General features: G+C 69.4%; 14 protein-coding genes, 2 rRNA genes and 1 pseudogene (1 of these 17 cut by a window edge). 9 read left to right on the plus strand and 8 right to left on the minus strand.

The features are described 5' to 3' along the window. Together H1Q64_RS21010 and rrf are read left to right on the plus strand one after the other, a co-directional pair. Positions 1-907, plus strand: a 23S ribosomal RNA gene (locus tag H1Q64_RS21010) (it extends 1,840 nt beyond the left edge of the window). 132 nt (positions 908-1,039) lie between these two features. Next, positions 1,040-1,155: ribosomal RNA gene (rrf, locus tag H1Q64_RS21015) — 5S ribosomal RNA — on the plus strand. Positions 1,156-1,304: 149 nt separating this feature from the next. Here rrf and H1Q64_RS21020 read toward each other — a convergent pair. Continuing rightward, entirely contained in the window at positions 1,305-1,541 is a 237-nt protein-coding gene (locus H1Q64_RS21020) for a hypothetical protein (protein WP_237905459.1), read from the minus strand. A gap of 146 nt (positions 1,542-1,687) precedes the next feature. Here H1Q64_RS21020 and H1Q64_RS21025 point away from each other — a divergent pair, with 146 nt between their 5' ends. Continuing rightward, positions 1,688-1,990, plus strand: a complete 303-nt coding sequence (locus H1Q64_RS21025) for a hypothetical protein (RefSeq protein WP_014197964.1) — start codon at positions 1,688-1,690, stop codon at positions 1,988-1,990. 87 nt (positions 1,991-2,077) lie between these two features. Here H1Q64_RS21025 and H1Q64_RS21030 read toward each other — a convergent pair whose 3' ends face one another. Next, entirely contained in the window at positions 2,078-2,266 is a 189-nt protein-coding gene (locus tag H1Q64_RS21030; protein ID WP_014197963.1) for a 4-oxalocrotonate tautomerase, read from the minus strand. A gap of 42 nt (positions 2,267-2,308) precedes the next feature. After that, on the minus strand, positions 2,309-3,136 hold the full coding sequence (locus H1Q64_RS21035; protein WP_419468839.1) for a class II aldolase/adducin family protein: 828 nt from the start codon (positions 3,134-3,136) through the stop codon (positions 2,309-2,311). Between the two features lie 117 nt (positions 3,137-3,253). Between H1Q64_RS21035 and H1Q64_RS21040 the strand changes: the two genes are divergently transcribed. Beyond that, entirely contained in the window at positions 3,254-4,744 is a 1,491-nt protein-coding gene (locus tag H1Q64_RS21040; protein WP_419468840.1) for a sigma-54-dependent transcriptional regulator, read from the plus strand. A gap of 44 nt (positions 4,745-4,788) precedes the next feature. Continuing rightward, positions 4,789-6,927, plus strand: coding sequence for a cache domain-containing protein (locus H1Q64_RS21045; RefSeq protein ID WP_237906482.1), 2,139 nt, complete (start codon positions 4,789-4,791; stop codon positions 6,925-6,927). Positions 6,928-6,949: 22 nt separating this feature from the next. Here H1Q64_RS21045 and fdhE read toward each other — a convergent pair whose 3' ends face one another. Beyond that, positions 6,950-7,861 (minus strand): formate dehydrogenase accessory protein FdhE, encoded by a 912-nt coding sequence (gene fdhE / locus H1Q64_RS21050; protein ID WP_237905461.1) that lies wholly within the window; start codon positions 7,859-7,861, stop codon positions 6,950-6,952. Positions 7,862-8,388: 527 nt separating this feature from the next. Here fdhE and fdnG point away from each other — a divergent pair. From fdnG to fdhD, 4 genes are all read left to right on the plus strand, one after another. Continuing rightward, on the plus strand, positions 8,389-11,454 hold the full coding sequence (gene fdnG, locus H1Q64_RS21055; RefSeq protein ID WP_237906483.1) for a formate dehydrogenase-N subunit alpha: 3,066 nt from the start codon (positions 8,389-8,391) through the stop codon (positions 11,452-11,454). 3 nt (positions 11,455-11,457) lie between these two features. Further along, positions 11,458-12,387, plus strand: coding sequence for a formate dehydrogenase subunit beta (fdxH, locus tag H1Q64_RS21060; protein WP_237905462.1), 930 nt, complete (start codon positions 11,458-11,460; stop codon positions 12,385-12,387). Beyond that, positions 12,384-13,016, plus strand: a complete 633-nt coding sequence (locus H1Q64_RS21065) for a formate dehydrogenase subunit gamma (RefSeq protein WP_040134720.1) — start codon at positions 12,384-12,386, stop codon at positions 13,014-13,016. The genes fdxH and H1Q64_RS21065 overlap by 4 nt, the downstream gene beginning before the upstream one ends. 161 nt (positions 13,017-13,177) lie before the next feature. Further along, the gene (fdhD, locus tag H1Q64_RS21070) at positions 13,178-13,996 is read left to right on the plus strand and encodes a formate dehydrogenase accessory sulfurtransferase FdhD (protein ID WP_237905463.1); all 819 of its coding nucleotides are present in this window, start codon (positions 13,178-13,180) and stop codon (positions 13,994-13,996) included. A gap of 35 nt (positions 13,997-14,031) precedes the next feature. Here the strand turns inward: fdhD and H1Q64_RS21075 are convergent, their stop codons facing one another. From H1Q64_RS21075 to H1Q64_RS21090, 4 genes and pseudogenes are all read right to left on the minus strand, one after another. Beyond that, entirely contained in the window at positions 14,032-15,627 is a 1,596-nt protein-coding gene (locus H1Q64_RS21075) for a hybrid sensor histidine kinase/response regulator (protein WP_014197954.1), read from the minus strand. A gap of 92 nt (positions 15,628-15,719) precedes the next feature. Beyond that, positions 15,720-16,130, minus strand: coding sequence for a response regulator (locus tag H1Q64_RS21080; protein ID WP_330874567.1), 411 nt, complete (start codon positions 16,128-16,130; stop codon positions 15,720-15,722). Between the two features lie 391 nt (positions 16,131-16,521). Continuing rightward, positions 16,522-17,616, minus strand: a pseudogene (locus H1Q64_RS21085) (chemotaxis protein CheB); the annotation flags it as partial. Next, positions 17,613-19,883, minus strand: a complete 2,271-nt coding sequence (locus H1Q64_RS21090) for a hybrid sensor histidine kinase/response regulator (RefSeq protein WP_237905464.1) — start codon at positions 19,881-19,883, stop codon at positions 17,613-17,615. The pseudogene H1Q64_RS21085 and the gene H1Q64_RS21090, both read right to left, overlap by 4 nt. Positions 19,884-19,888 lie beyond the last annotated feature (5 nt).

Consider the following 19,888-nt stretch of genomic DNA (forward strand, 5'->3'; position numbering starts at 1 on the left):
CTTCCCCGCTGTCTCCAACACCAACTCAGCGAAATTGAACTCTCCGTGAAGATGCGGAGTACCCGCGGTCAGACGGAAAGACCCCGTGCACCTTTACTACAGCTTTGCAGTGGTGCTAGGGATCTCATGTGTAGGATAGGTGGGAGGCTAGGAAACCCGGGCGCCAGCTCGGGCGGAGCCATCCTTAAAATACCACCCTTGAGGTCTCTGGCATCTAACCGCGCTCCGTCGATCCGGAGCCGGGACCCTGCATGGCGGGTAGTTTGACTGGGGCGGTCGCCTCCCAAAGTGTAACGGAGGCGCGCGATGGTGGGCTCAGAGCGGTCGGAAATCGCTCGACGAGTGCAATGGCATAAGCCCGCCTGACTGCAAGACAGACAAGTCGAGCAGAGACGAAAGTCGGCCATAGTGATCCGGTGGTCCCACGTGGACGGGCCATCGCTCAACGGATAAAAGGTACGCCGGGGATAACAGGCTGATGACTCCCAAGAGTCCATATCGACGGAGTCGATTGGCACCTCGATGTCGGCTCATCACATCCTGGGGCTGGAGCAGGTCCCAAGGGTTCGGCTGTTCGCCGATTAAAGTGGTACGTGAGCTGGGTTTAGAACGTCGTGAGACAGTTCGGTCCCTATCTGCCGTGGGTGTCGGAGTTTTGCGAGGATCTGTCCCTAGTACGAGAGGACCGGGATGGACATACCTCTGGTGCACCGGTTGTCACGCCAGTGGCATGGCCGGGTAGCTAAGTATGGACGGGATAACCGCTGAAAGCATCTAAGCGGGAAACCCACCTCAAAACCAGAACTCCCTTGAGAGCCGTGACAGACCATCACGTCGATAGGAGGCATGTGGACGGGCGGCAACGCCTGAAGCTGAGCCTTACTAATCGCTCGATCGGCTTGATCCTTCCCAGCAGGATGCCCGCGCGCAGCGGCAAGCCCTGGGCGCACGAGCCAACACCGCAAGACCAAGAACGCAGACGTCCTCACTTAACGAAACCCGCCCGTCCGGTCCGGATGGTTCGCGTGTGCCTTGGTGACCTGGTGGTCATGGCGAGGCTCCCAACACCCGATCCCATTCCGAACTCGGCCGTGAAACGCCTCAGCGCCAATGGTACTGCGTCTTAAGACGTGGGAGAGTAGGTCGCCGCCAGGTCACCACGGCACACGCCAAGCCATCAAGGACTTGGATGGATGGGTTTCAATCGCTTGACAATCGGCTTCATGAACGGCAAGGCCGGCGCTTTCCCCCAACGGGAAGCGCCGGCTTTACGTTGTATTGGGGTGTTGCGGCCGGCCCCCTCCCTAGCCCTCCCCCGCCACCGGCGGGGGAGGGGACTGGTTGTTGGGACGGTGGTCGAGCTGGGTCAGGATCGTCTGAGCCTCCGTCAGCAGGGCGTCGCGGACGCGGATGTATTGGTCGAGGGAGGTCCCGGATCGTTGCCGCGCTCGCAAAGCGGCGATCTGGATGTCGAGCGCGTCGAGATCGCGGTCGATGCATTTAAGCGCGTCGCGCGCCCGTTGCTCTTCCTGCGCGTTCATGGCCACTCCTCCCGTGTCTGGTCTGGATTTCCGGCGAATCGCATCCGAACGAGGTACGGCTTTTCGTTTCGGTCTCCCTGGCACTGCTTTTGCTGAACGAGTTCCGTTCACGAGCGTCCGCTCGGCAAGCTGAGAGGGAGACTACGATGGCGTCACGCGGAATCAATGCCGGTTTGGTGATTACGGTCGCTCAGAGTGCCATCGATTTTCTGTGGTCGCATTGGGACGGCTCGTCCAAATCCGTCCGCTCGGCGCTGATGGCCTCGGAATTCTGGACACTGCAAGCCTATGGCCGGCATGGCCAGTGGGTGCAGTCGGTCACCCGCGACGCGCTGGTCGAGTTTCTCGGCAACTACATCGACCGGCGCATGGAGGTCGGCGACAGCGAGGACCGGGCGGTCGCCACCGCGGTTTACCGTCTCACGGGCAAGACGGTGGGTGCGGTCTGAGCGCAAGCCAAGGATTGGGCTGCCTGTTTTTTGTCCGGATGCCCATGGGGTGAGCAGTACTTCCCATGGGCGTCCGGGAAGCGGATGTCACTCGGGGTCGGACCACAGCTTGCCGCCGCTGGCCCAATCGCTCTTCTTCACGTCGTGGAAGATGACATCGACCGCCTCCGGGCTGCAGCCGAGCACCGCGACCGAGGCGTCGGTGAGCGCCTTGGCGTAGGCGCGCTTCTGCTCCAGCGTGCGGCCCTCGAAAAGCTGAACGTTGATCAGCGGCATAGTCGTTCCATCCCCTCTGTTGCGGACCGCGGTCCGGAAAGCTCAGTTCCTGTAGTCCGGGCAGCGCCGGTCCAGGCATCGCAGCAGCGCCAGCCATTCCAGTTCGCCTTCGGGCTCCGGATCGGCGGTGAGCTGCCGATAGGTCTTGTCGCACAGCTCCGGCGGCGGCGACACCAGTTCCGCGCCGGCCGCCTGCGCGGCGAGCTGCATCCGGCACGCCTTGTCCAGCATGTCCATCAGGCAGAAGGCCTCCGCCACCGTGCGCCCGGTCACCAGACTGCCGTGGTTGTGGAGCAGCATCGCCCGGCGGGTGCCGAGATTGGCGACGAGGCGGACCTTCTCGCTGTCGGTCAGGGCCAGCCCTTCGTACCGATGGTAGGAGAGGTCGCGGTAAAAGCGCAGGGCGTGCTGGGACAGCGGGAGGAGCCCGTCCTTCAGCATCGACACCGCCACCGCCGCCTCGTTGTGGAGATGCATGACGCAGCGCGCGTCCTCGCGCGCCGCATGGACGGCCCCATGGATGACGAAGCCGGTGGCGTTCACCGGGTGGGGGCTGTCGCCGATGATGGCGCCATGGATGTCGATCTTTACGAGGTTGGAGGCGGTCACCTCGTCGAAGGTCAGGCCGAAAGGGTTGATGAGGAAGCGCCCCGGCTCCCCCGGCACGGCCAGCGAGATGTGGGTGTAGATCAGGTCGTCCCAGCCGCGTTCGGCGACCAGACGGTAGGCGGCGGCGAGATCGACCCGCGCCCGCCATTCGGTGTCACTGATGCCGGTGTCGGCGATGCGCGGTCCGGCATGGACGAATGATCCGCTGGTGTCCGTCACGGTCGGCTCCCGGTCTGTGCGATGAGCGGGAGAGCGTCGCATGGCGCGGCGTGGTTGTCCAAGAGTGGTGCTGGGACTATTCCGGATTTCGGAAATCACTGGCCCGGCTTGGTTGCGGTCCCTTAGACTGTGGGGCTTTCCGCCGCCGAGTGCACACCGATGACCATCACCGCGCCAGTCTCCACCCCGTCCGACCGCAGCGCGCCGGAAGGGGGCCGAATGGAGGACCGGGCGAAGCCCTCCATCCTCGTGGTGGACGACGAGGAGGGCATTTGCAGCTTCCTGTCCCGCGCGCTGGAGCGGCGCGGCTGGCGGGTCGAGGTGGCGGGCAGCGCCGAGGAGGGCGCTCAGAAGCTGGAGCGCATCCACGCCGAGGTGATCATCCTCGACGTCGCCCTGCCGGGCCGCTCGGGGCTGGACTGGCTGAAGGAACTGATGGCCGGCGGCTACGCCGGCGAGGTGATCCTGGTCACCGCCTTCGCCGATATGGACACGGCCATCGACGCCTTGCGCTCCGGTGCCGCGGATTTCGTGCTGAAGCCCTTCCGGGTCGAGCAGATCCTGAATTCCATCGACCGCTGCGTCGAGCGCACCCGGCTGACCCGCGAGAACTATGTGCTGCGCCGGCAGCTGTCGAAGAAGGACAATGGGCGCGACGAGATCGTCGGGCGGTCGGACGCCATGGTGCGGCTGCGCTCGCTGGTGCAGCGGGTGGCGCCGACCCCGTCCACCGTGCTGATCCAGGGCGAGTCCGGCGTGGGCAAGGAACTGGTCGCCCGCGCGCTGCACGACCTGTCGCCGCGCGCCGACCGGCCCTTCGTGGCGGTGAACTGCGCGGCGATCTCCGCCGACCTGATCGAGGCGGAGCTGTTCGGCCACGCCCGCGGCGCCTTCACCGGGGCCAAGGACGCACGCAAGGGGCTGTTCTACTACGCCCACGGCGGCACGCTGTTCCTGGACGAGATCGGCGAGCTGTCGCTGACCCTGCAATCCAAGCTGCTGCGCGTGCTGGAGGAGCGGCGCATCCGCCCGGTCGGCAGCGAGCAGGAGGTGCCGGTGGACGTCCGCGTGGTCACCGCCACCAACCGCGACCTGAAGGCGGAGGCCGCGGCGGGGCGCTTCCGCCCGGACCTGTTCTACCGGCTGGAAGTGATGACGCTGACCATCCCGCCGCTGCGCCAGCGCGCGGTGGACGTGCCGGAACTGGCCGCGCTGTTCATGCGCTTCCTGCCGGCGCGGCTGGCCGTGCCGCCGCTGACCCTGACGCTGGAGGTGACGCGGGCGCTGATGTGCCATTCCTGGCCCGGCAACGTCCGGGAGCTACGGAATTTCGTGGAGCGGTCGCTGCTCCTCGGCGAATTCCCGCTCGACGATCTGGACACCGCCAACGCCGCAGCGGTGGAGGCCGGCCTGGCCGCTGACCCCAGCCTGTGCGCCGCCGCGGTGGCCGGCAACCCGCCCTGCGCCCCCTGTCCGGTCCGCCACGTCCGCATGGACGGCGACAGCGACGTGCTGCCGCTGGCCGAGGTGGAGAAGCGCCACATCCTGACCGTGCTGGCGCGCTGCGACGGCAGCAAGGCGCGCGCCGCCGATCTGCTGGGCGTGTCGCGCAAGACGCTGGACCGGAAATGCGTGGAATGGGGGGTGTGACGCCCCAGTCCCAGGAGGCTCGCCCCAACCCGCCCCGGCCCAACATGCTGAAGCGGCTGGCGGCGGCCTACGCGGAGTCGGTGCGGCTCAAGCTGCTGGCGCTGGTGCTGGCGCCGCTGCTGGTCGGCGCGCCGGTTCTGCTGATGATCGTCTGGGCCTGGGGGACGCAGGGCTATGACCAGCTTCTGGTCAACAAGGTCAGCTCCGACCTGGGGACGGCGCGGCAGTTCTTTGACCGGGTGCAGATGTCGCTGCGCAACGGGCTGGAGGGGGTGGCGACTTCCCACCGGCTGGCCCTTTTATTGGAGCGTGGGGTGCTGGAGCGCGGGACTCCCGCCGACCTGCGCCGGCTGCTCGACGAGGAGGCCGAGGAGCACGGGCTGGACTATCTGCTGCTGCTCGACGCCGGGGGCATGGTGCGGGCGGGCGGGTCCTTCGCCGTCCCGGCGGACCGCAGCGGCTGGTCGGTGGTGCGCGAGGCGCTGCACGGCTACGCGCAGCACGGGCTGGAGGTCTTCGCCCCGGCAGAGCTGGAGGCGCTGGACCCGGCGCTGCGCCGGGCCGCCCACACGCCGCTGGTGCCGACCCGCGCCGCCCGGCCCGATCCGCGCAATGTCGAAAATCAAGGGGCCGAGGACCGCGGACTGGTGGTCCAGGTCGCCATTCCCTTCGACGGGCCGGACGGCCGTCTGCTCGGGGTGCTGGAAGGCGGGGTGCTGCTGAACGGCAACCAGGGCATCGTGGACCGGCTGAACACCATCGTTTATCAGGACGCCTCGCTGCCGCTGGGCAGCCAGGGCACGGCCACGCTGTTCCTGGGCGACACCCGCATCGCCACCAACGTCCGGCTGTTCGAAGGGCAGCGGGCGCTGGGCACCCGGGCGTCGCAGGCGGTGGCGGACAAGGTGCTGGACCGCGGCGAACCGTGGCTGGGCTCGGCCTTCGTGGTCAACGACACCTATGTGTCGGGCTATCAGCCGCTGGCCGACACCGCCGGGCGGCGGATCGGCATGCTCTATGTCGGGTTCCTGGAGTCGCCGCTGCGCGACACGCTGTACAAGGCTTTGGCCGGGCTGTTCCTGCTGTTCCTGCTGGTGTCGGGGCTGGGGACGCTGGTGGGTCTGCGCGGCGCGCGGGCCATCTTCCGCCCGCTGGAGCGCATGGCCGGCGTCATCGCCCGCATCGAGGGGGGCGAGGATTCCGCGCGCATCGGCCCCACCGCCAGCCGGGACGAGCTGGGCCGGCTGGCCCGCGCCTTCGACCATCTGCTGGATTCCGTGGCGGCGCGGCGGTGGGAGCTCCAGCGCTCCGCCGAGGAGCTGGACCGCAAGGTGGCTCTGCGCACCGCCGCGCTGGAGGAGGCCAACGCCACCCTGCGCCGCGCCCAGCAGCAGCTGGTGATGAACGAGAAGCTGACCGCCATCGGCGAGCTGACCGCCGGGGTGGCGCACGAGATCAACAACCCGGTCGCGGTGATCCAGGGCAACCTGGATCTGCTGCGCGAGGTGCTGGGCGACGGGATCGAGCCGGTGCGCCAGGAGGTCCGGCTGATCGACGAGCAAACCCGGCGCATCCACGCCATCGTGACGAAGCTGCTGCAGTTCGCCCGGCCCGGCGACTTCGCCGGCTACGCCGAGCCGACCGACGTGAACGGCGTGCTGTCCGACTGTCTGGTGCTAACCCGGCACAACCTGAACCGGGCGCGGGTCGTGGTGACGCTGAAGGCGCAGGCGGGCGGCCCGGTGGAGATGAACCGCGGCGAGCTTCAGCAGGTGCTGATCAACCTGATCGTCAACGCCATGCAGGCGATGCCGGAGGGCGGCCGCCTGATTCTGGACAGCCGCGACATCGGTCCGGACGACATTGGCCCCGGGGACCGGTTGCCCGGGGCGGAGCCGTTCGAAGGCGTGCTGGTGGGGGTGGAGGACACCGGCCAGGGCATCGCGGCGGGCGATCTGGCCCGCATCTTCGACCCTTTCTTCACCACCAAGAAGCAGACCGGGACGGGGCTCGGCCTGTCGATCAGCTACGCCATCGTCCAGCGCTACGGCGGGCGGATCACGGTGGAGAGCGATCCGGGGCGCGGCACCCGCTTCACCCTGTGGCTGCGGCGGCAGGCCGTCTACTCCGACCAGCCGACCGCGCCCTTCTTCGCTGCCCAGCGGATCACCGCGGGGGGCTGATTCCCCTTTACCCGGCGTCTCTTTACCCAGTGACGGCCAGGAACGGGTTGACGCCGATGCGCCGGTAGTCCTCCTCGCCCAGCAGCAGGTCGAGCGCCAGGGTGGCGAGGTCGTCGGCCACCGGGTCGAGGCCCGGCGCCTTTTCCAGGAACAGCAGCTTCAGATAGCTGTGGCAGGCGTCGCAGGCCTCCGCCCGCACCGCGCCGTTAGCCTCCGTGCCGTCCGCCCCTTCGACGAAGCGCTGGGACACGTCCTTGCCGTCGCCGCAGGCCACGCAGGACGAGCGCACATGGTGCCAGGCGGTGTGGCAGATCCCGCAATGGAGATAGCGCAGGCCGCCGCTCTCCATGCCGACCTGCAACACGCCGGCGACCGGCGCGCCGCCGCAGACCGGGCAGGCGGTGGCGGTGGCGGTGGCGGTGGCGTGGGTGGTCACCGACGCCGGGTCGAGCGCCGCGGCATGGCGCGTCCAGGCGGTTTGGAAGGCAGCGGCCAGGAAGGGCGCGGCGGCGAGGTCGCCATCCTCCAGCGCGTCGCCGGCCCAGCGCCCGGCCAGCGCCTCCAGGGTATCCGGGTCGGACGCGGCGAGCGCGGTCAGGGCCTCGCGCGCGCCGCCGGGCAGGCTGTCCAGCCGAGCGGCCAGGGCGCGCAGGTCGGTGGCCCACTGCTCCTCCGGCGGCAGGGCGGCGGGGGTGGCGGCCACCGCCGCCTGGGCGTCGGCCAGCGTGGCGACGAAGCGCAGCCAGTCGCCCATGGCGTGCCCCTCCGCCAGCGCGCGCAGGCGCGCCGCCCGCCGGGCGAAGATCGCCGCATCGGGCAGGCGCAGCGGGGCCGGCGACTGGCCCGGCACCAGACCGGCGGCGGCCATGGCGGCGGCAGTCGCTTCGGACATCGCCGCTTCGGAAATCGGAGCGTCGGAGGAGGAGGCGGTCATGGTGGCTTTCCCGGTCACGGATCACGAACAGTAGGAAGGGATAGCACAGCGCAAGAACGGTGCCAGGGGCGGAACCCATGTCCCCTCTCCCCTCCGGGGAGAAGGTCAGGATGAGAGGGCGCCCACAAGGGCGGAGACGCACCGCATGATGGGAGCACTTACGGCCTGCGGCCGCCCCCTCACCCAGCGCCTTCGGCGCCACCCCTCTCCCTAGGGGAGAGAGGGGATCGATACCCCCCGACAGATTGTCCTCCACACAAACGTTAGGGACATTTTGTCCATCGCCGCCTGGACAAAATGTCCCTCGGCGCGGTGCGGGCATGGCCGTTCCGTCCGTTCGCCCCAGCAAACGCACCGCATTCCGCCATAGGCCCCGGCTGGCACGGAAACTGCCCTTTGGGGGATGCGCCACACCGGCCGGGTCACCCCGGACGCTGCGGCGCCACCGGCTCCAGGCGCTCAAGCGCCGGGCCGGCACATCCTGACACCAGGGCCGACATCAGGGAGGTTTCATGGCCATCACACCCATGCAGGTATCACGGCGGCATTTCTTGAAGGTCACGGCGGGCGGTCTCGCCGCCTCCAGCATGGGGGTTCTGGGCTTCCTGCCGTCCGAGGCGCTGGCCGAGGTGCGCCAGTTCCGCCTCGCCCGCGCCAAGGAGATCCGCAACACCTGCCCCTACTGCTCGGTCGGCTGCGGCCTGCTGATGTACAGCCTGGGCGACGGCGCCAAGAACGCCAAGGCCGAGATCATCCACATCGAGGGCGACCCCGACCATCCGGTCAGCCGTGGCTCGCTCTGTCCGAAGGGCGCCGGCCTGCTGGACTTCATCCACAGCCCGAACCGCCTGAAGTATCCGGAGGTCCGCGAGGCCGGCTCCAACACCTGGAAGCGCGTCTCCTGGCATGAGGCGATCGAGCGCATCGCCCGCCACATCAAGGACGACCGCGACGCCAACTTCGTCACCAAGACCGCCGACGGCGTGACGGTGAACCGCTGGCTGTCCACGGCGATGCTGACCGCCTCGGCCTCGTCCAACGAGACGGGCATCCTGACGCAGAAGGTCATGCGCGCGCTGGGCATCGTCGGCACCGACGCGCAGGCCCGCGTCTGCCACGGCCCGACCGTGTCGGCGCTGGCCTCGACCTTCGGACGCGGGGCGATGACCAACAGCTGGGTGGACATCTCCAACGCCGACTTCATCCTGATCATGGGCGGCAACCCGGCGGAGGCGCACCCGGTCGGCTTCAAGTGGGCGGTCGAGGCGAAGAAGCGCGGCGCGCGCATCGTCGTCGTCGACCCGCGCTACAACCGCTCCGCCGCGGTGGCCGACGAGTATCTGCCGATCCGCGCCGGCTCCGACATCGTGTTCCTGGGCGGCGTCATCAACTGGCTGGTCGCCAACGACAAGATCCAGTGGGACTATGTCCGCGCCTACACCAACGCCGCCTACATCGTGAAGGAGGGCTACGGGTTCGAGGACGGGCTGTTCAGCGGCTACGACGCGGCCAAGGGCCAGTACGACCGCTCAAGCTGGAACTACGAGGTCGAGGCGGACGGCGTCACGGCGAAGACCGACCCGACGCTGCAGCATCCGCGCTGCGTGTGGAACCTGATGAAGGCCCACTACGCGCGCTACACGCCGGAGCTGGTCGAGGACCTGACCGGCACGCCGAAGGACGGCTTCCTGCGCGTCTGCCAGCATCTCGGCTCCACGGCGGTGCGCGACCGGGTGGGCACGATCCTCTACGCGCTGGGCTGGACGCAGCACACGGTGGGCGCCCAGAACATCCGCACCATGGCGATGATCCAGCTCCTGCTGGGCAACATCGGCATGCCGGGCGGCGGCGTGAACGCGCTCCGCGGCCACTCCAACATCCAGGGCCTGTCGGACCTCGGTCTGCTGTCCACCAACCTGCCGGGCTATCTGACCCTGCCGTCGGAGAAGGCGCACCCGACCTTCGCCGACTACATTGCCAAGACCGCGCCGAAGGCGCAGGCGCCGGGCCAGCTCAACTTCTGGGCCAACACGCCGAAATTCTTCGTCAGCCTGCTGAAGTGGTTCTGGGGCGACAAGGCGACGGCGGAGAACAACTGGGGCTACGACTGGCTGCCCAAGTGGGACAAGATGTACGACGTGCTGCAGGTCATGGACCTGATGCACAACGGCAAGGTCAACGGCTTCATCGTCCAGGGCTTCAACCCGCTGACCTCCTTCCCCGACGCGCGCAAGACGGCGGCGGACTTCGCCAAGCTGAAGTACATGGTGGTGATCGACCCGATCGCCACGGAGACCGCCTCATTCTGGCAGAACCACGGCGAGGTCAACGAGGTCGACACCGCGTCGATCAAGACCGAGGTGTTCCGCCTGCCCTCCACCTGCTTCGCCGAGGAGGACGGCGCCATCGTCAACTCCTCGCGCTGGCTGCAGTGGCACTGGAAGGGCGCCAACCCGCCAGGAGAGGCGAAGACCGACCAGGAGATCCTGGCCGAGCTGTTCATGGCCGTCCGCACCCTCTACGCCAAGGAGGGCGGCACCGCGCCGGAGCCGATCCTCAACCTCTCCTGGCCCTATAAGAACCCGCTGGAGCCGACGCCGGAGGAGCTGGCGAAGGAGCTGAACGGCCGCGCGCTCGCCGACATCCCCGACCCCAAGGACCCGACCAAGTTCCTGGCCCGCAAGGGGGAGCAGATCCCGAACTTCGCCCTGCTGCGCGACGACGGCACGACGATGAGCGCCTGCTGGATCTTCGCCGGCTGCTGGACGCAGGCGGGCAACCAAATGGCTCGGCGCGACAACACCGACGCCGGCCTGGGCAACACACCGGGCTGGGCCTGGGCGTGGCCGGCCAACCGCCGCATCATCTATAACCGCGCCTCCTGCGACCCGTCGGGCAAGCCCTGGGACCCCAAGCGCAATCTGATCGCGTGGAACGGCACCGCCTGGGCGGGCGCCGACGTGCCGGACTTCAAGGTGGACTCGCCGCCGGCCGACGGGATGAACCCCTTCATCATGAACCCGGAGGGCGTCGGGCGGCTGTTCTGCACCGACAAGCTGGTGGACGGTCCCTTCCCCGAGCATTACGAGCCGATGGAAAGCCCGCTCGGCACCAACCCGCTGCACCCGAAGGTGGTCAGCAGCCCGGCGGTCCGCATCTTCAAGGCCGACCGCGAGCGCCTGGGCACCCATGACCAGTTCCCTTACGTCGGCACCACCTACCGCCTGACCGAGCATTTCCAGTTCTGGACCAAGAGCGTCCGGCTGAACGCCATCGCCCAGCCGGAGCAGTTCGTGGAGATCGGCGAGACGCTGGCGGCGGAGAAGGGCATCCAGGCCGGCGACTGGATCCAGGTCTCCTCCAAGCGCGGCCACATCAAGGCCAAGGCGGTGGTGACCAAGCGCATCAAGGCTCTGAAGGTGGCGGGCCGCACCGTCCACCAGATCGGCATCCCCCTGCACTGGGGCTGGGAGACGGTGGCCAAGAAGGGCTTCCTGTCCAACACGCTGCCGCCCGCCGTCGGCGACTGCAACACCCAGACCCCGGAATACAAGGCGTTCCTCGTGAACGTCGAGAAGATCGGAGTGGCGTAAGTCATGGCACTGCAATCCCTCGATATCCTGCGCCGGTCCGCCACCCCGACGCCGACGCCGCAGGCCCGCAACCCGCAGGAAGTGTCGAAGCTGATCGACACCACGGTCTGCATCGGCTGCAAGGCCTGCCAGGTCGCTTGCTCGGAATGGAACGAGCTGCGCGCCGAGGTCGGCACCTGCGTCGGCGTCTACGACAACCCGACCGACCTGTCCTCGCAGGCCTGGACGGTCATGCGCTTCAACGAGGTGGAGGAGAAGGGCAAGCTGGAGTGGCTGATCCGCAAGGACGGCTGCATGCACTGCGCCGACCCCGGCTGCCTGAAGGCCTGCCCGTCGCCGGGCGCCATCGTGCAGTTCAAGAACGGCATCGTGGACTTCCACCAGGAGAACTGCATCGGCTGCGGCTACTGCATTTCCGGCTGCCCGTTCAACGTGCCGCGCCTCAGCCCGGCCGACAGCAAGGCGTACAAGTGCAACCTGTGTTCCGACCGCGTGGCGGTGGGGCAGGAGCCGGCCTGCGTCAAGACCTGCCCGACCGGTGCCATCCAGTTCGGCAACAAGGAGGACATGATCGAGGTCGCCCAGACCCGCATCACCGACCTCCAGTCGCGCGGTTACGACCAGGCGGGCCTCTACGACCCTGCCGGGGTGGGCGGCACCCACGTCATGTACGTGCTGCACCACGCCGACAAGCCGGCGCTCTACTCCGGCCTGCCGGACAGCCCGTCGATCAGCGCCGTCGTCGGGGTGTGGAAGGGCATGCTGAAGCCGCTGGCCACGCTGGGCGTCGCCGCCGCCGGCCTGTTCGGCTTCTTCCATTACATCACGGTCGGCCCGAACCGCGCCGATGACGATGACGAGGCGGATCACGGCACGCCACCGGCCCCGCCCGCTCAAGGAACCAAGCATAAGGAACGGGAGAACGCGCTGTGAAGACGTCGGAAAAGCTGATCCAACGCTACTGCGCCGCGGAGCGCATCAACCACTGGATCGTGGCGGTCTGCTTCGTGCTGCTCGCCATCTCCGGGCTGGCCTTCTTCTATCCGGCCTTCTTCTGGCTGACCGGCGTGTTCGGCACGCCGCAGCTCGCCCGCATCGTCCATCCCTTCGTCGGGGTGGTGATGTTCCTGGCCTTCGCCCGCCAGTTCTTCCGCTACGCCCACCACAACCTCATCAACAAGGAGGATGTGAAGTGGATGATGTCGGTGAAGGAGGTGATGAAGGGCAACGAGGTCGGCGACATCGGTCGCTACAACGGCGGCCAGAAGGGCATGTTCTGGGTCATGGTGCTGTGCATGATCCTGCTGCTGGTGTCGGGCGTGATCGCGTGGCGGCCCTATTTCGCAGGCTATTTCCCAATCCCGATCATCCGCGTGGCGCTTCTGGTCCATGCCGCCAGCGCGCTGGTGCTGATCGCCAGCATCATCGTCCATGTCTACGCCGCGTTGTGGGTGCAGGGCACGATCCGGGCGATGGTCGAGGGCGTCGTCACCCACGCCTGGGCCCGCAAGCACCATCCGCGCTGGTTCCGTCAGGTGACCGGCAAGGAAACCGGGCACTGATCGCTTGAGGGCGCTCTTAGCCCTCTCCCCTCCGGGGAGAGGGTGGCCAGGAGGGCCGGTGAGGGGGATGCGCATGGCGGAACATTCGGCAAAAGCGCAACCCCCTCACCCTAACCCTCTCCCCAGAGGGGAGAGGGAACATCTTCCATAAGGACACCGCCATGAGCCTCGCCACGGACTTCGCTGCGCCCTCCACCACCCATCGCATGACCGTCCTGCGGCTGGGTCCGGACGCCGCCCAGCTCTGCGACGACGCGGTGGTGGAGGAGGTGCCCGTCGCCATTGCCTACAACGGCATCGTCCATGCGGTGATGCTGGCGACCCCCGACGACCTGGAGGAGTTCGGCCTCGGCTTCTCCCTGACGGAGGGGATCATCGCCGACGCGGAGGAACTGGAGAGCCTGCGGGTGGTGGAGGGTTGCGACGGGATCGAGGTCCGCATGGAGATCCCGATGGAGCGCTTCATGGCGCTGAAGGGCAAGCGGCGGAGCATTGCCGGGCGGTCGGGTTGCGGCGTCTGCGGCGTGGAGAGCCTCCAGGCCATCGCCCGGTCCGGCCAGCCCGTTCCCTCGGGCGGGCGGCTGTCGGTGGCGGCGGTGGAGCGGGCGCTGGCCCGCTTCGCCGAACGCCAGATCCTGCACCGCGCCACCGGGGCGGCCCACGGCGTCGCCTGGGTGGACGCGGCGGGGACCATCCTGGCGGTGCGCGAGGATGTCGGCCGCCACAACGCGCTGGACAAGTTGATCGGCTGGCTGGTGCGCACGGGCGTGGACCGGCGGGGCGGCTTCGTCCTGACCTCCAGCCGCGCCAGCTACGAGCTGGTGCAGAAGGCCGCCCGGCTGGGCATCAGCGGGCTGGTCGCCATCTCCGCCCCCACCGGCATGGCGGTGCGCATGGCGGAAAGCTGCGGCGTGTCGCTGGCCGGCTTCGCCCGCGGCGATCGGCTGGTCGTCTACAGCCACGGCGACCGCTGGGTGTGAGCGGCTCCGCGGCGGACGTCGCGGGGGAGGTCGGCTTACTCCCCCTCGCCCTTATCTTCACCCTTGTCCTCGCCCCCGCGCAGCCGCTCCAGGACCTGCCGCAGATCGCCGGGGTGGAGGGGCTTGTGCAGGAAGGAGCAGCCGCGGCGCTGGCCTTCCAGAAGCGCGCTCTGGGCCGTCTCGCCGCTGAGCACCACGGCGGGAATCTCCTGCCCGTACAGGCGGCGCACCCGGTCGATCACGTCGAAGCCGGACACCTTTCCAGGCAACCGCAGGTCGGTCAGGATGACCGACGGCGCGTCGGGCAGGCCGTCCAGCACCGCGAAGACCTCCCGCATGTCGCCCGCGGCGGCGACGGTGCAGCCCCAGCTTTCCAGGATCATCTGCAGGCCTGTCAGCACCATCGCCTCGTCGTCCACGGCCAGCACGGTCATCCCGGTCAGGGGCGGCGCCGAGGCGGTGGAGGGCGGCGGGGAAACGTGGCTGCACGGCGGTTCGGCCAGCGGGCTCGCGGCTTCCAGCGAGATGGAGAAGACGGTGCCGCGCCCGATGCGCGACCGCACCTCCACCTGAAGACCAAGAAGCTCCGCCAGCCGGCGCACGATGGCGAGGCCGAGGCCGAGGCCGCGGGTGGGGTCGCGGTTGGGGTTCTGGAGCTGGTGGAATTCGTCGAAGATGGCGGTCAGCTGCTCCTCGGGGATGCCGAAGCCGGTGTCCCACACATCGATGCGCCAGCGGTTGCCGCGCCGCCGCATGGCGAGGAGCAGGCCGCCGTGCCGGGTGTAGCGGATGGCGTTGGTCAGCAGATTGCGCATCACCCGGCCGAACAGCACCGGGTCGGTCTTCACCGTGCCGGGGCACAGGCGGGCGCGCAGGCGAAGGCCCTTCTCCTCGCTTTGGGGGCGGAACTCCTCGACGAGCTGGCCCAGAAGCTCGTCCAGGGAGACCGTCTGCGGGTCCGGCGTGACCGTGCCGGCGTCCAGCGTGGAGATGTCGAGCAGCGCGTTCAGCAGCCGCTCGCCCGCCGTCATGGCGTTTCCCAGCATCTCGGCCGTGCTCAGCGCCTTCTCGTCGCTGATCTGGCTGCACAGCGCGTCGAGGAACAGGCGCATCGCCTGGAAGGGCTGGCGCAGGTCGTGGCTGGCCGAGGCCAGGAAGCGGGAGCGCGCGGCGGTGGTCCGTTCGATCTCCGCGCGCATCTCCCGTTCCATGCGGGCGACGACCCGGTCGTCGGGCGCCGCCTGGGTGGCCAGGGCCAGCACGGCGACCGTCTGCCCGTCCTGGGTCAGCGGCACGCCCTCGAACGCTGCGGGGTCGGCGTCGCCCACGGGCAGAAGCTCGATGCCGACCGGCTCCCCGGTGTCGCCGGAGAACAGCGGATCGACGGCGCCCAGCACCGCCGGCCAGACCGGCCCGAACCAGGCCGGGGCCGGCTGCCCGCCCGCCGCCGGCTCCTTGCCGAGGAGGGCGCAGAGCGCGTCGTTGGCGAAGAGAGTGGCGGCGTGCGACGGCCCGGTCAGAACGAAGGCCGGCAACGCGGCGGCGCGGCAGACGCGCAGCGCGTTCTCCACGCACTCCGTCTCCGCTGGCGCGGTGTCGATGCTGGTCCTGTTCCTGTGCCGAGGCGTCACGTCGGTCTCTCTCTACCCGCTAGAGCTGAAGGTGTAGCACCTTAACCTTTGGTGCACTGGGGATGAAAGCGCCTGAAAGCCCTATACGCCTTCTATGCGGAAGGCATTGGGGGCGACAGGCGGGCGAGGTGGTCCTCCACCATGTATTTCCGGCGGAGCAGCGCCATCAGACGGATCTTCAGGATGTCCATCGGCTGCGATTTGCCGACGAAGTCGTCGGCGCCGGCGGTCAGGCTGGCGGTCAGGCGGTCGTCGCCCTCCTGGCTGGTCAGGATGACGATCTGGAAGAACAGGCCGCGGCGCCGGCGGAAACGGTCGAACCGCTCGCACAGCTGGGTGCCGCTGGTGCCCGGCATCACGAGGTCGAGGATTACGCAGTCCAGCCCGCCGTCCTCCAGCGCCGCCACCGCCTCGTCGGCGTTGCGCGCGGCGACGACGTGGCAGCCGTCCTCCTCCAGCTCGGCGCGCAGGAACTCGCGATAGGTCGCGCTGTCGTCCACCACCAGGATGCGCGCCCGCCGCAGGATCGGACACGGTCGGCGGCGCGTTGCGCCGGTCGAGCAGCGCCATGGCCTGCTGCACCACGCCCTGGGTATCGGCGGGGTCCACCCGATGCACGTCGGCGGGAATGCCGGCCTCCGCCGCCCGTTCCGCCGAACCCAGCAGCATGGCCGGGGCCGGGCAGCGCCGCCGCAGCTCCGTCAGGGTGCGGGCGGCCTCGCCGTCGGCCTCGACCATCAGCAGGTCGAAGGGACGGCGCGACAGTTCCGCGACCGCCGGCTCCACCGTTTCGACGCAGCTCGCCTCGATGCCCTGCTCCTCCAGCATCAGCTTCAGGAGAAGTCCCTGTGTCTGCGAAGCGATGACGATCAGCGCCCTGGGTCCACTCATGAGGGGCTCCACTCCCGTCGAAACCAGTTCCAGCAAACGGGCCGCCACCTTGTCGATGGGCAGCTCCTCGGTAACGCCTCCCAGCCTGACCGCGGTCCCCGGCATGCTGTGGATGACTGCGGTGGAGGCGTGCTCCGCGATGGTGTAGGCACCCGCGCGGTGCATGTCGGTGAGGCCGCGCGCCCCGTCCTCCCCCATGCCGGTCAGCAGCACGCCGATGGCGGCGGCGCCGAAGGCCGAGGCCAGGGAGGAGAACAGCACGTCCCCGGACGGCCTCTGGCCGCAGACCGGGGCGCCGTGGACCAGCCGCATCCCGCTGGGCTCGGCGGTCAGATGAAGCTCGCCGGGGGCGACATAGACGTGACCGGGCCGATGCGGCCCGTCGGAGGCCAGCGCCACCGGCAGCGGCGTGACCGACCCCAGCCAGGAGGCGAAGCCGGCCACGAAGGGCGCGCCGATGTGCTGCACGACGAAGACGGGCAGGGGGAAGTTGGTCGGCAGCCCGCGCAGCAGCTTCACCAGCGCCGCCGGCCCGCCCGTCGAGGCGGTGATCCCCAGCGCGCGGAACTGCCGCTTCACCACGGACGGCGGCAGGGGCGGCGGCGTCGGGACGCTGGCACCCCTGCGGCGGCCGTTGGTGCCGACGGGCTCCTCGTCGCCGTTGCGCGGGCGCCCGCGCTGCCGGATCACCTTCACCTGGCTCATGATGGTGAGCTGGGTGCAGAGATGACGGGCGACGGTCTGATAGTCGGCGCGGGCCATGCTGCCCGGCTTTTCCACCACGGCCAAGGCCCCGGCCTGGAGCGCCCGCATCGGGATGTCCAGGTCGCGCACGTCGGAGGCGACGACGACGATGGGCACGGGATGCTCCCGCATCAGCCGCTCGGTCACGGCGAAGCCGTCGATCCCCGGCAGGCGGATGTCCAGCGACACCACGTCCGGCTTCAGCGAGACGACCATGCGCAGAGCCTGCTCGCCCGACGCGGCGATGCCGGCCACCTCCAGCCGCGGGTCCTCGCCGATGACGTGGGCGAGGAGCTGCTGGACGACCGGCGAGTCCTCCACCACCAGGACGCGGATCTTGCGGGCGCCGGTCACAGCAGCCGCCGGATGCCGGCCAGAAGCTCGTTCTGGTCGAAGCGGGTCTTGACGATGTAGGCGTCGGCACCGAGGTCCAGCCCGCGCTCGCGGTCCTCGTCGCTGGCGCGCGAGGTGACCAGGATCACCGGCAGGTCGGAGGTCATGGGGTTGCCCTTGACGGCCTGGAGCAGGGCGAACCCGTCCATCCTCGGCATCTCCACGTCGCTGATGATCAGGTTCACATCCTCCAGCTCGCCGAGCGTTTCGACCGCCTCGCGCCCATCCACGCACAGCGTGACCCGGTAACCATGGGCCTCCAGGATGCTCTTTTCCAGAGTTCGCGTGGTGATGGAGTCGTCCACAACCAAAATGTGCGGCCGCCGCCGCGCCGACTCATCGACCGGACGGACCAGCGGCGGCAGGGCCATGCCGGGGCGCGGCGACAGGGCGGCGGGATTCAGCACCAGGGCCGGCGATCCGTCGTCCATCAACACGGTGCCGAGGAAGCGGGCGGCGTCGATTCCCACCTCCTCCGCCGGGGTGACCACCGAGTCGCGGGTGGCCAGCAGCGCGTCCACGACCAGGGCGACCCGCCGCCCGGCAGTGCGCAGGATGACGAGCGCCAGCGGCGCACCGTTGCCCTGCGGCATGGCGCCGTCGTAGCCGAGCAAGGCGGCCATTGGCGTCACCGGAATGTCCTCCTCCTCCAGCCGGATGGTCGGGGCGGCGAGGTCGGTGAACAGCGTGTCCGCCGGGACGCGCAGCACGCGCGCCACGTCGTTGCTGGGAATCGCCAGGATGTCGTCCTGGACCGCCACGAAGACCAGCCGCTGGCTGAGCAGGCTGAGCGGCACCTCCACCGTGACGACGGTCCCGCCGCCCTCGCGCGCGGCCAGCGTCACCGAGCCCTGGAGCCGGGTGACCTCCCGCCGCACGATGGCGAGGCCCATGCCGCGCCCGGCGTATTCGTTCGCGGTGGGGGCGGTGGAGAAGCCCGGCTCGAAGATCAGGTCGAGCAGCCGTTCCTCCGGGGCCGCCTCCGCCTCGTCGGCGCCCAGCAGGCCGCGCTCGACGGCGTGGCGGGCGATGGCCGCGCGGTTCGGGCCGCGCCCGTCGTCCTCGATGCGCAGGACGAGCCGGCGCCCGACGACCGAGGCTTCGAAGCGGACGGTCGCCGCAGCGCGCTTGCCCGCGGCCACACGCTCCTGCGGGGTTTCGACGCCGTGGCTGACGGCGTTGCGCGCGATGTGCAGCACCGGGTCCTTCAGCCGTTGCAGGACCACCCGGTCGGCCTGGGTCTCCAGCCCGCGGATGTCCGCCTCGACCTCCTTGCCCTGGGCGCGGCTGATGTCGCGGATCATGCGGCCGAGGTTGCTGAACTGGGACTCCGCCGGCAGCATGCGGAGCTGCCGCACCTCGTCCTGGAATCCGCTGCCCCAGCGGCGCAGCGACCAGAGATGCCGGTCATGGGCGCGGTGCGCCGCGTCCAGCGAGGCGCCGAGCGCGCGGAACCGCCGCTCGAAGGAGGACAGGCGCAGGGCCGTTTCATCGCCCGCGAAGCTGGTGGCGCCGGCCCCCGCGGCATCATGGGAGCCGCGGAGCAGGCGGGGCCGCATGGCATGCCAGCTCCGTTCCAGGGCGCGCCATTCGCCGCGCAGTTCGCGCAGCTCGGCGACCAGGGCGGACTGGTTCTCGATCTCCGGCAGGAGGCCGGCGGCGGCGGTGAACAGCCGTTCCAGCCCGGCGGCGCGGATGCGGACCAGCGCCGCGTTTTCGGCGGGACCGGTGGTTTGGGCGCGGCGCGGCGCGGCGGTGGGCGAGGCATCACGGGCGGCATCCGCGCCCGGAGCGGCGGGGGATGGGCCGGGAGAGGGGCGGCGCTGGACCGGTTCCGGGCCGCCGCCCTCACCGCCCATGCGGGTCAGTTCGGCCAGCACCTCGGCGATGTCCACCTCGCCGCCGCCGCGGGTCGCCCAGGCCACCACGTCCTCGATGGCGTCCAGCGCGCGGCGCACCACGTCGCGGGCCGCCGCGTCGAAGGGCACCGTGCCGCGCTGGATGGCGATGAAGGCGGCCTCCAGCCAGTGGGACAGCCGCTCGACCTCCGGCAGGTCCACGGCGCGGGCGGCGCCCTTCAGGCTGTGGGCGCGGCGGTGGATCTCCACCAGATCGGGGAGGTGCGCCGGGTCCTTCTCCACGGCGCGCAGGGCCTCGCGGATGGCCGCGAGATGCTCCTTGTGCTCCAGGTCGAAGGCGGCAAGCAGGCGCGCGCGGATGTCGTTCATGCCGC

Source organism: Azospirillum brasilense (assembly GCF_022023855.1).
GTDB lineage: Bacteria > Pseudomonadota > Alphaproteobacteria > Azospirillales > Azospirillaceae > Azospirillum > Azospirillum brasilense_F.

Excerpts from the sequence above, each read along its gene's own strand:
- H1Q64_RS21020 (WP_237905459.1), bottom strand. The coding sequence starts at position 1,541 with ATGAACGCGCAGGAAGAGCAACGGGCGCGCGACGCGCTTAAATGCATC.
- H1Q64_RS21025 (WP_014197964.1), top strand. The coding sequence starts at position 1,688 with ATGGCGTCACGCGGAATCAATGCCGGTTTGGTGATTACGGTCGCTCAG.
- H1Q64_RS21030 (WP_014197963.1), bottom strand. The coding sequence starts at position 2,266 with ATGCCGCTGATCAACGTTCAGCTTTTCGAGGGCCGCACGCTGGAGCAG.
- H1Q64_RS21035 (WP_419468839.1), bottom strand. The coding sequence starts at position 3,136 with ATGCGACGCTCTCCCGCTCATCGCACAGACCGGGAGCCGACCGTGACG.
- H1Q64_RS21040 (WP_419468840.1), top strand. The coding sequence starts at position 3,254 with ATGACCATCACCGCGCCAGTCTCCACCCCGTCCGACCGCAGCGCGCCG.
- H1Q64_RS21045 (WP_237906482.1), top strand. The coding sequence starts at position 4,789 with ATGCTGAAGCGGCTGGCGGCGGCCTACGCGGAGTCGGTGCGGCTCAAG.
- fdhE (WP_237905461.1), bottom strand. The coding sequence starts at position 7,861 with ATGACCGCCTCCTCCTCCGACGCTCCGATTTCCGAAGCGGCGATGTCC.
- fdnG (WP_237906483.1), top strand. The coding sequence starts at position 8,389 with ATGCAGGTATCACGGCGGCATTTCTTGAAGGTCACGGCGGGCGGTCTC.
- fdxH (WP_237905462.1), top strand. The coding sequence starts at position 11,458 with ATGGCACTGCAATCCCTCGATATCCTGCGCCGGTCCGCCACCCCGACG.
- fdhD (WP_237905463.1), top strand. The coding sequence starts at position 13,178 with ATGAGCCTCGCCACGGACTTCGCTGCGCCCTCCACCACCCATCGCATG.
- H1Q64_RS21090 (WP_237905464.1), bottom strand. The coding sequence starts at position 19,883 with ATGAACGACATCCGCGCGCGCCTGCTTGCCGCCTTCGACCTGGAGCAC.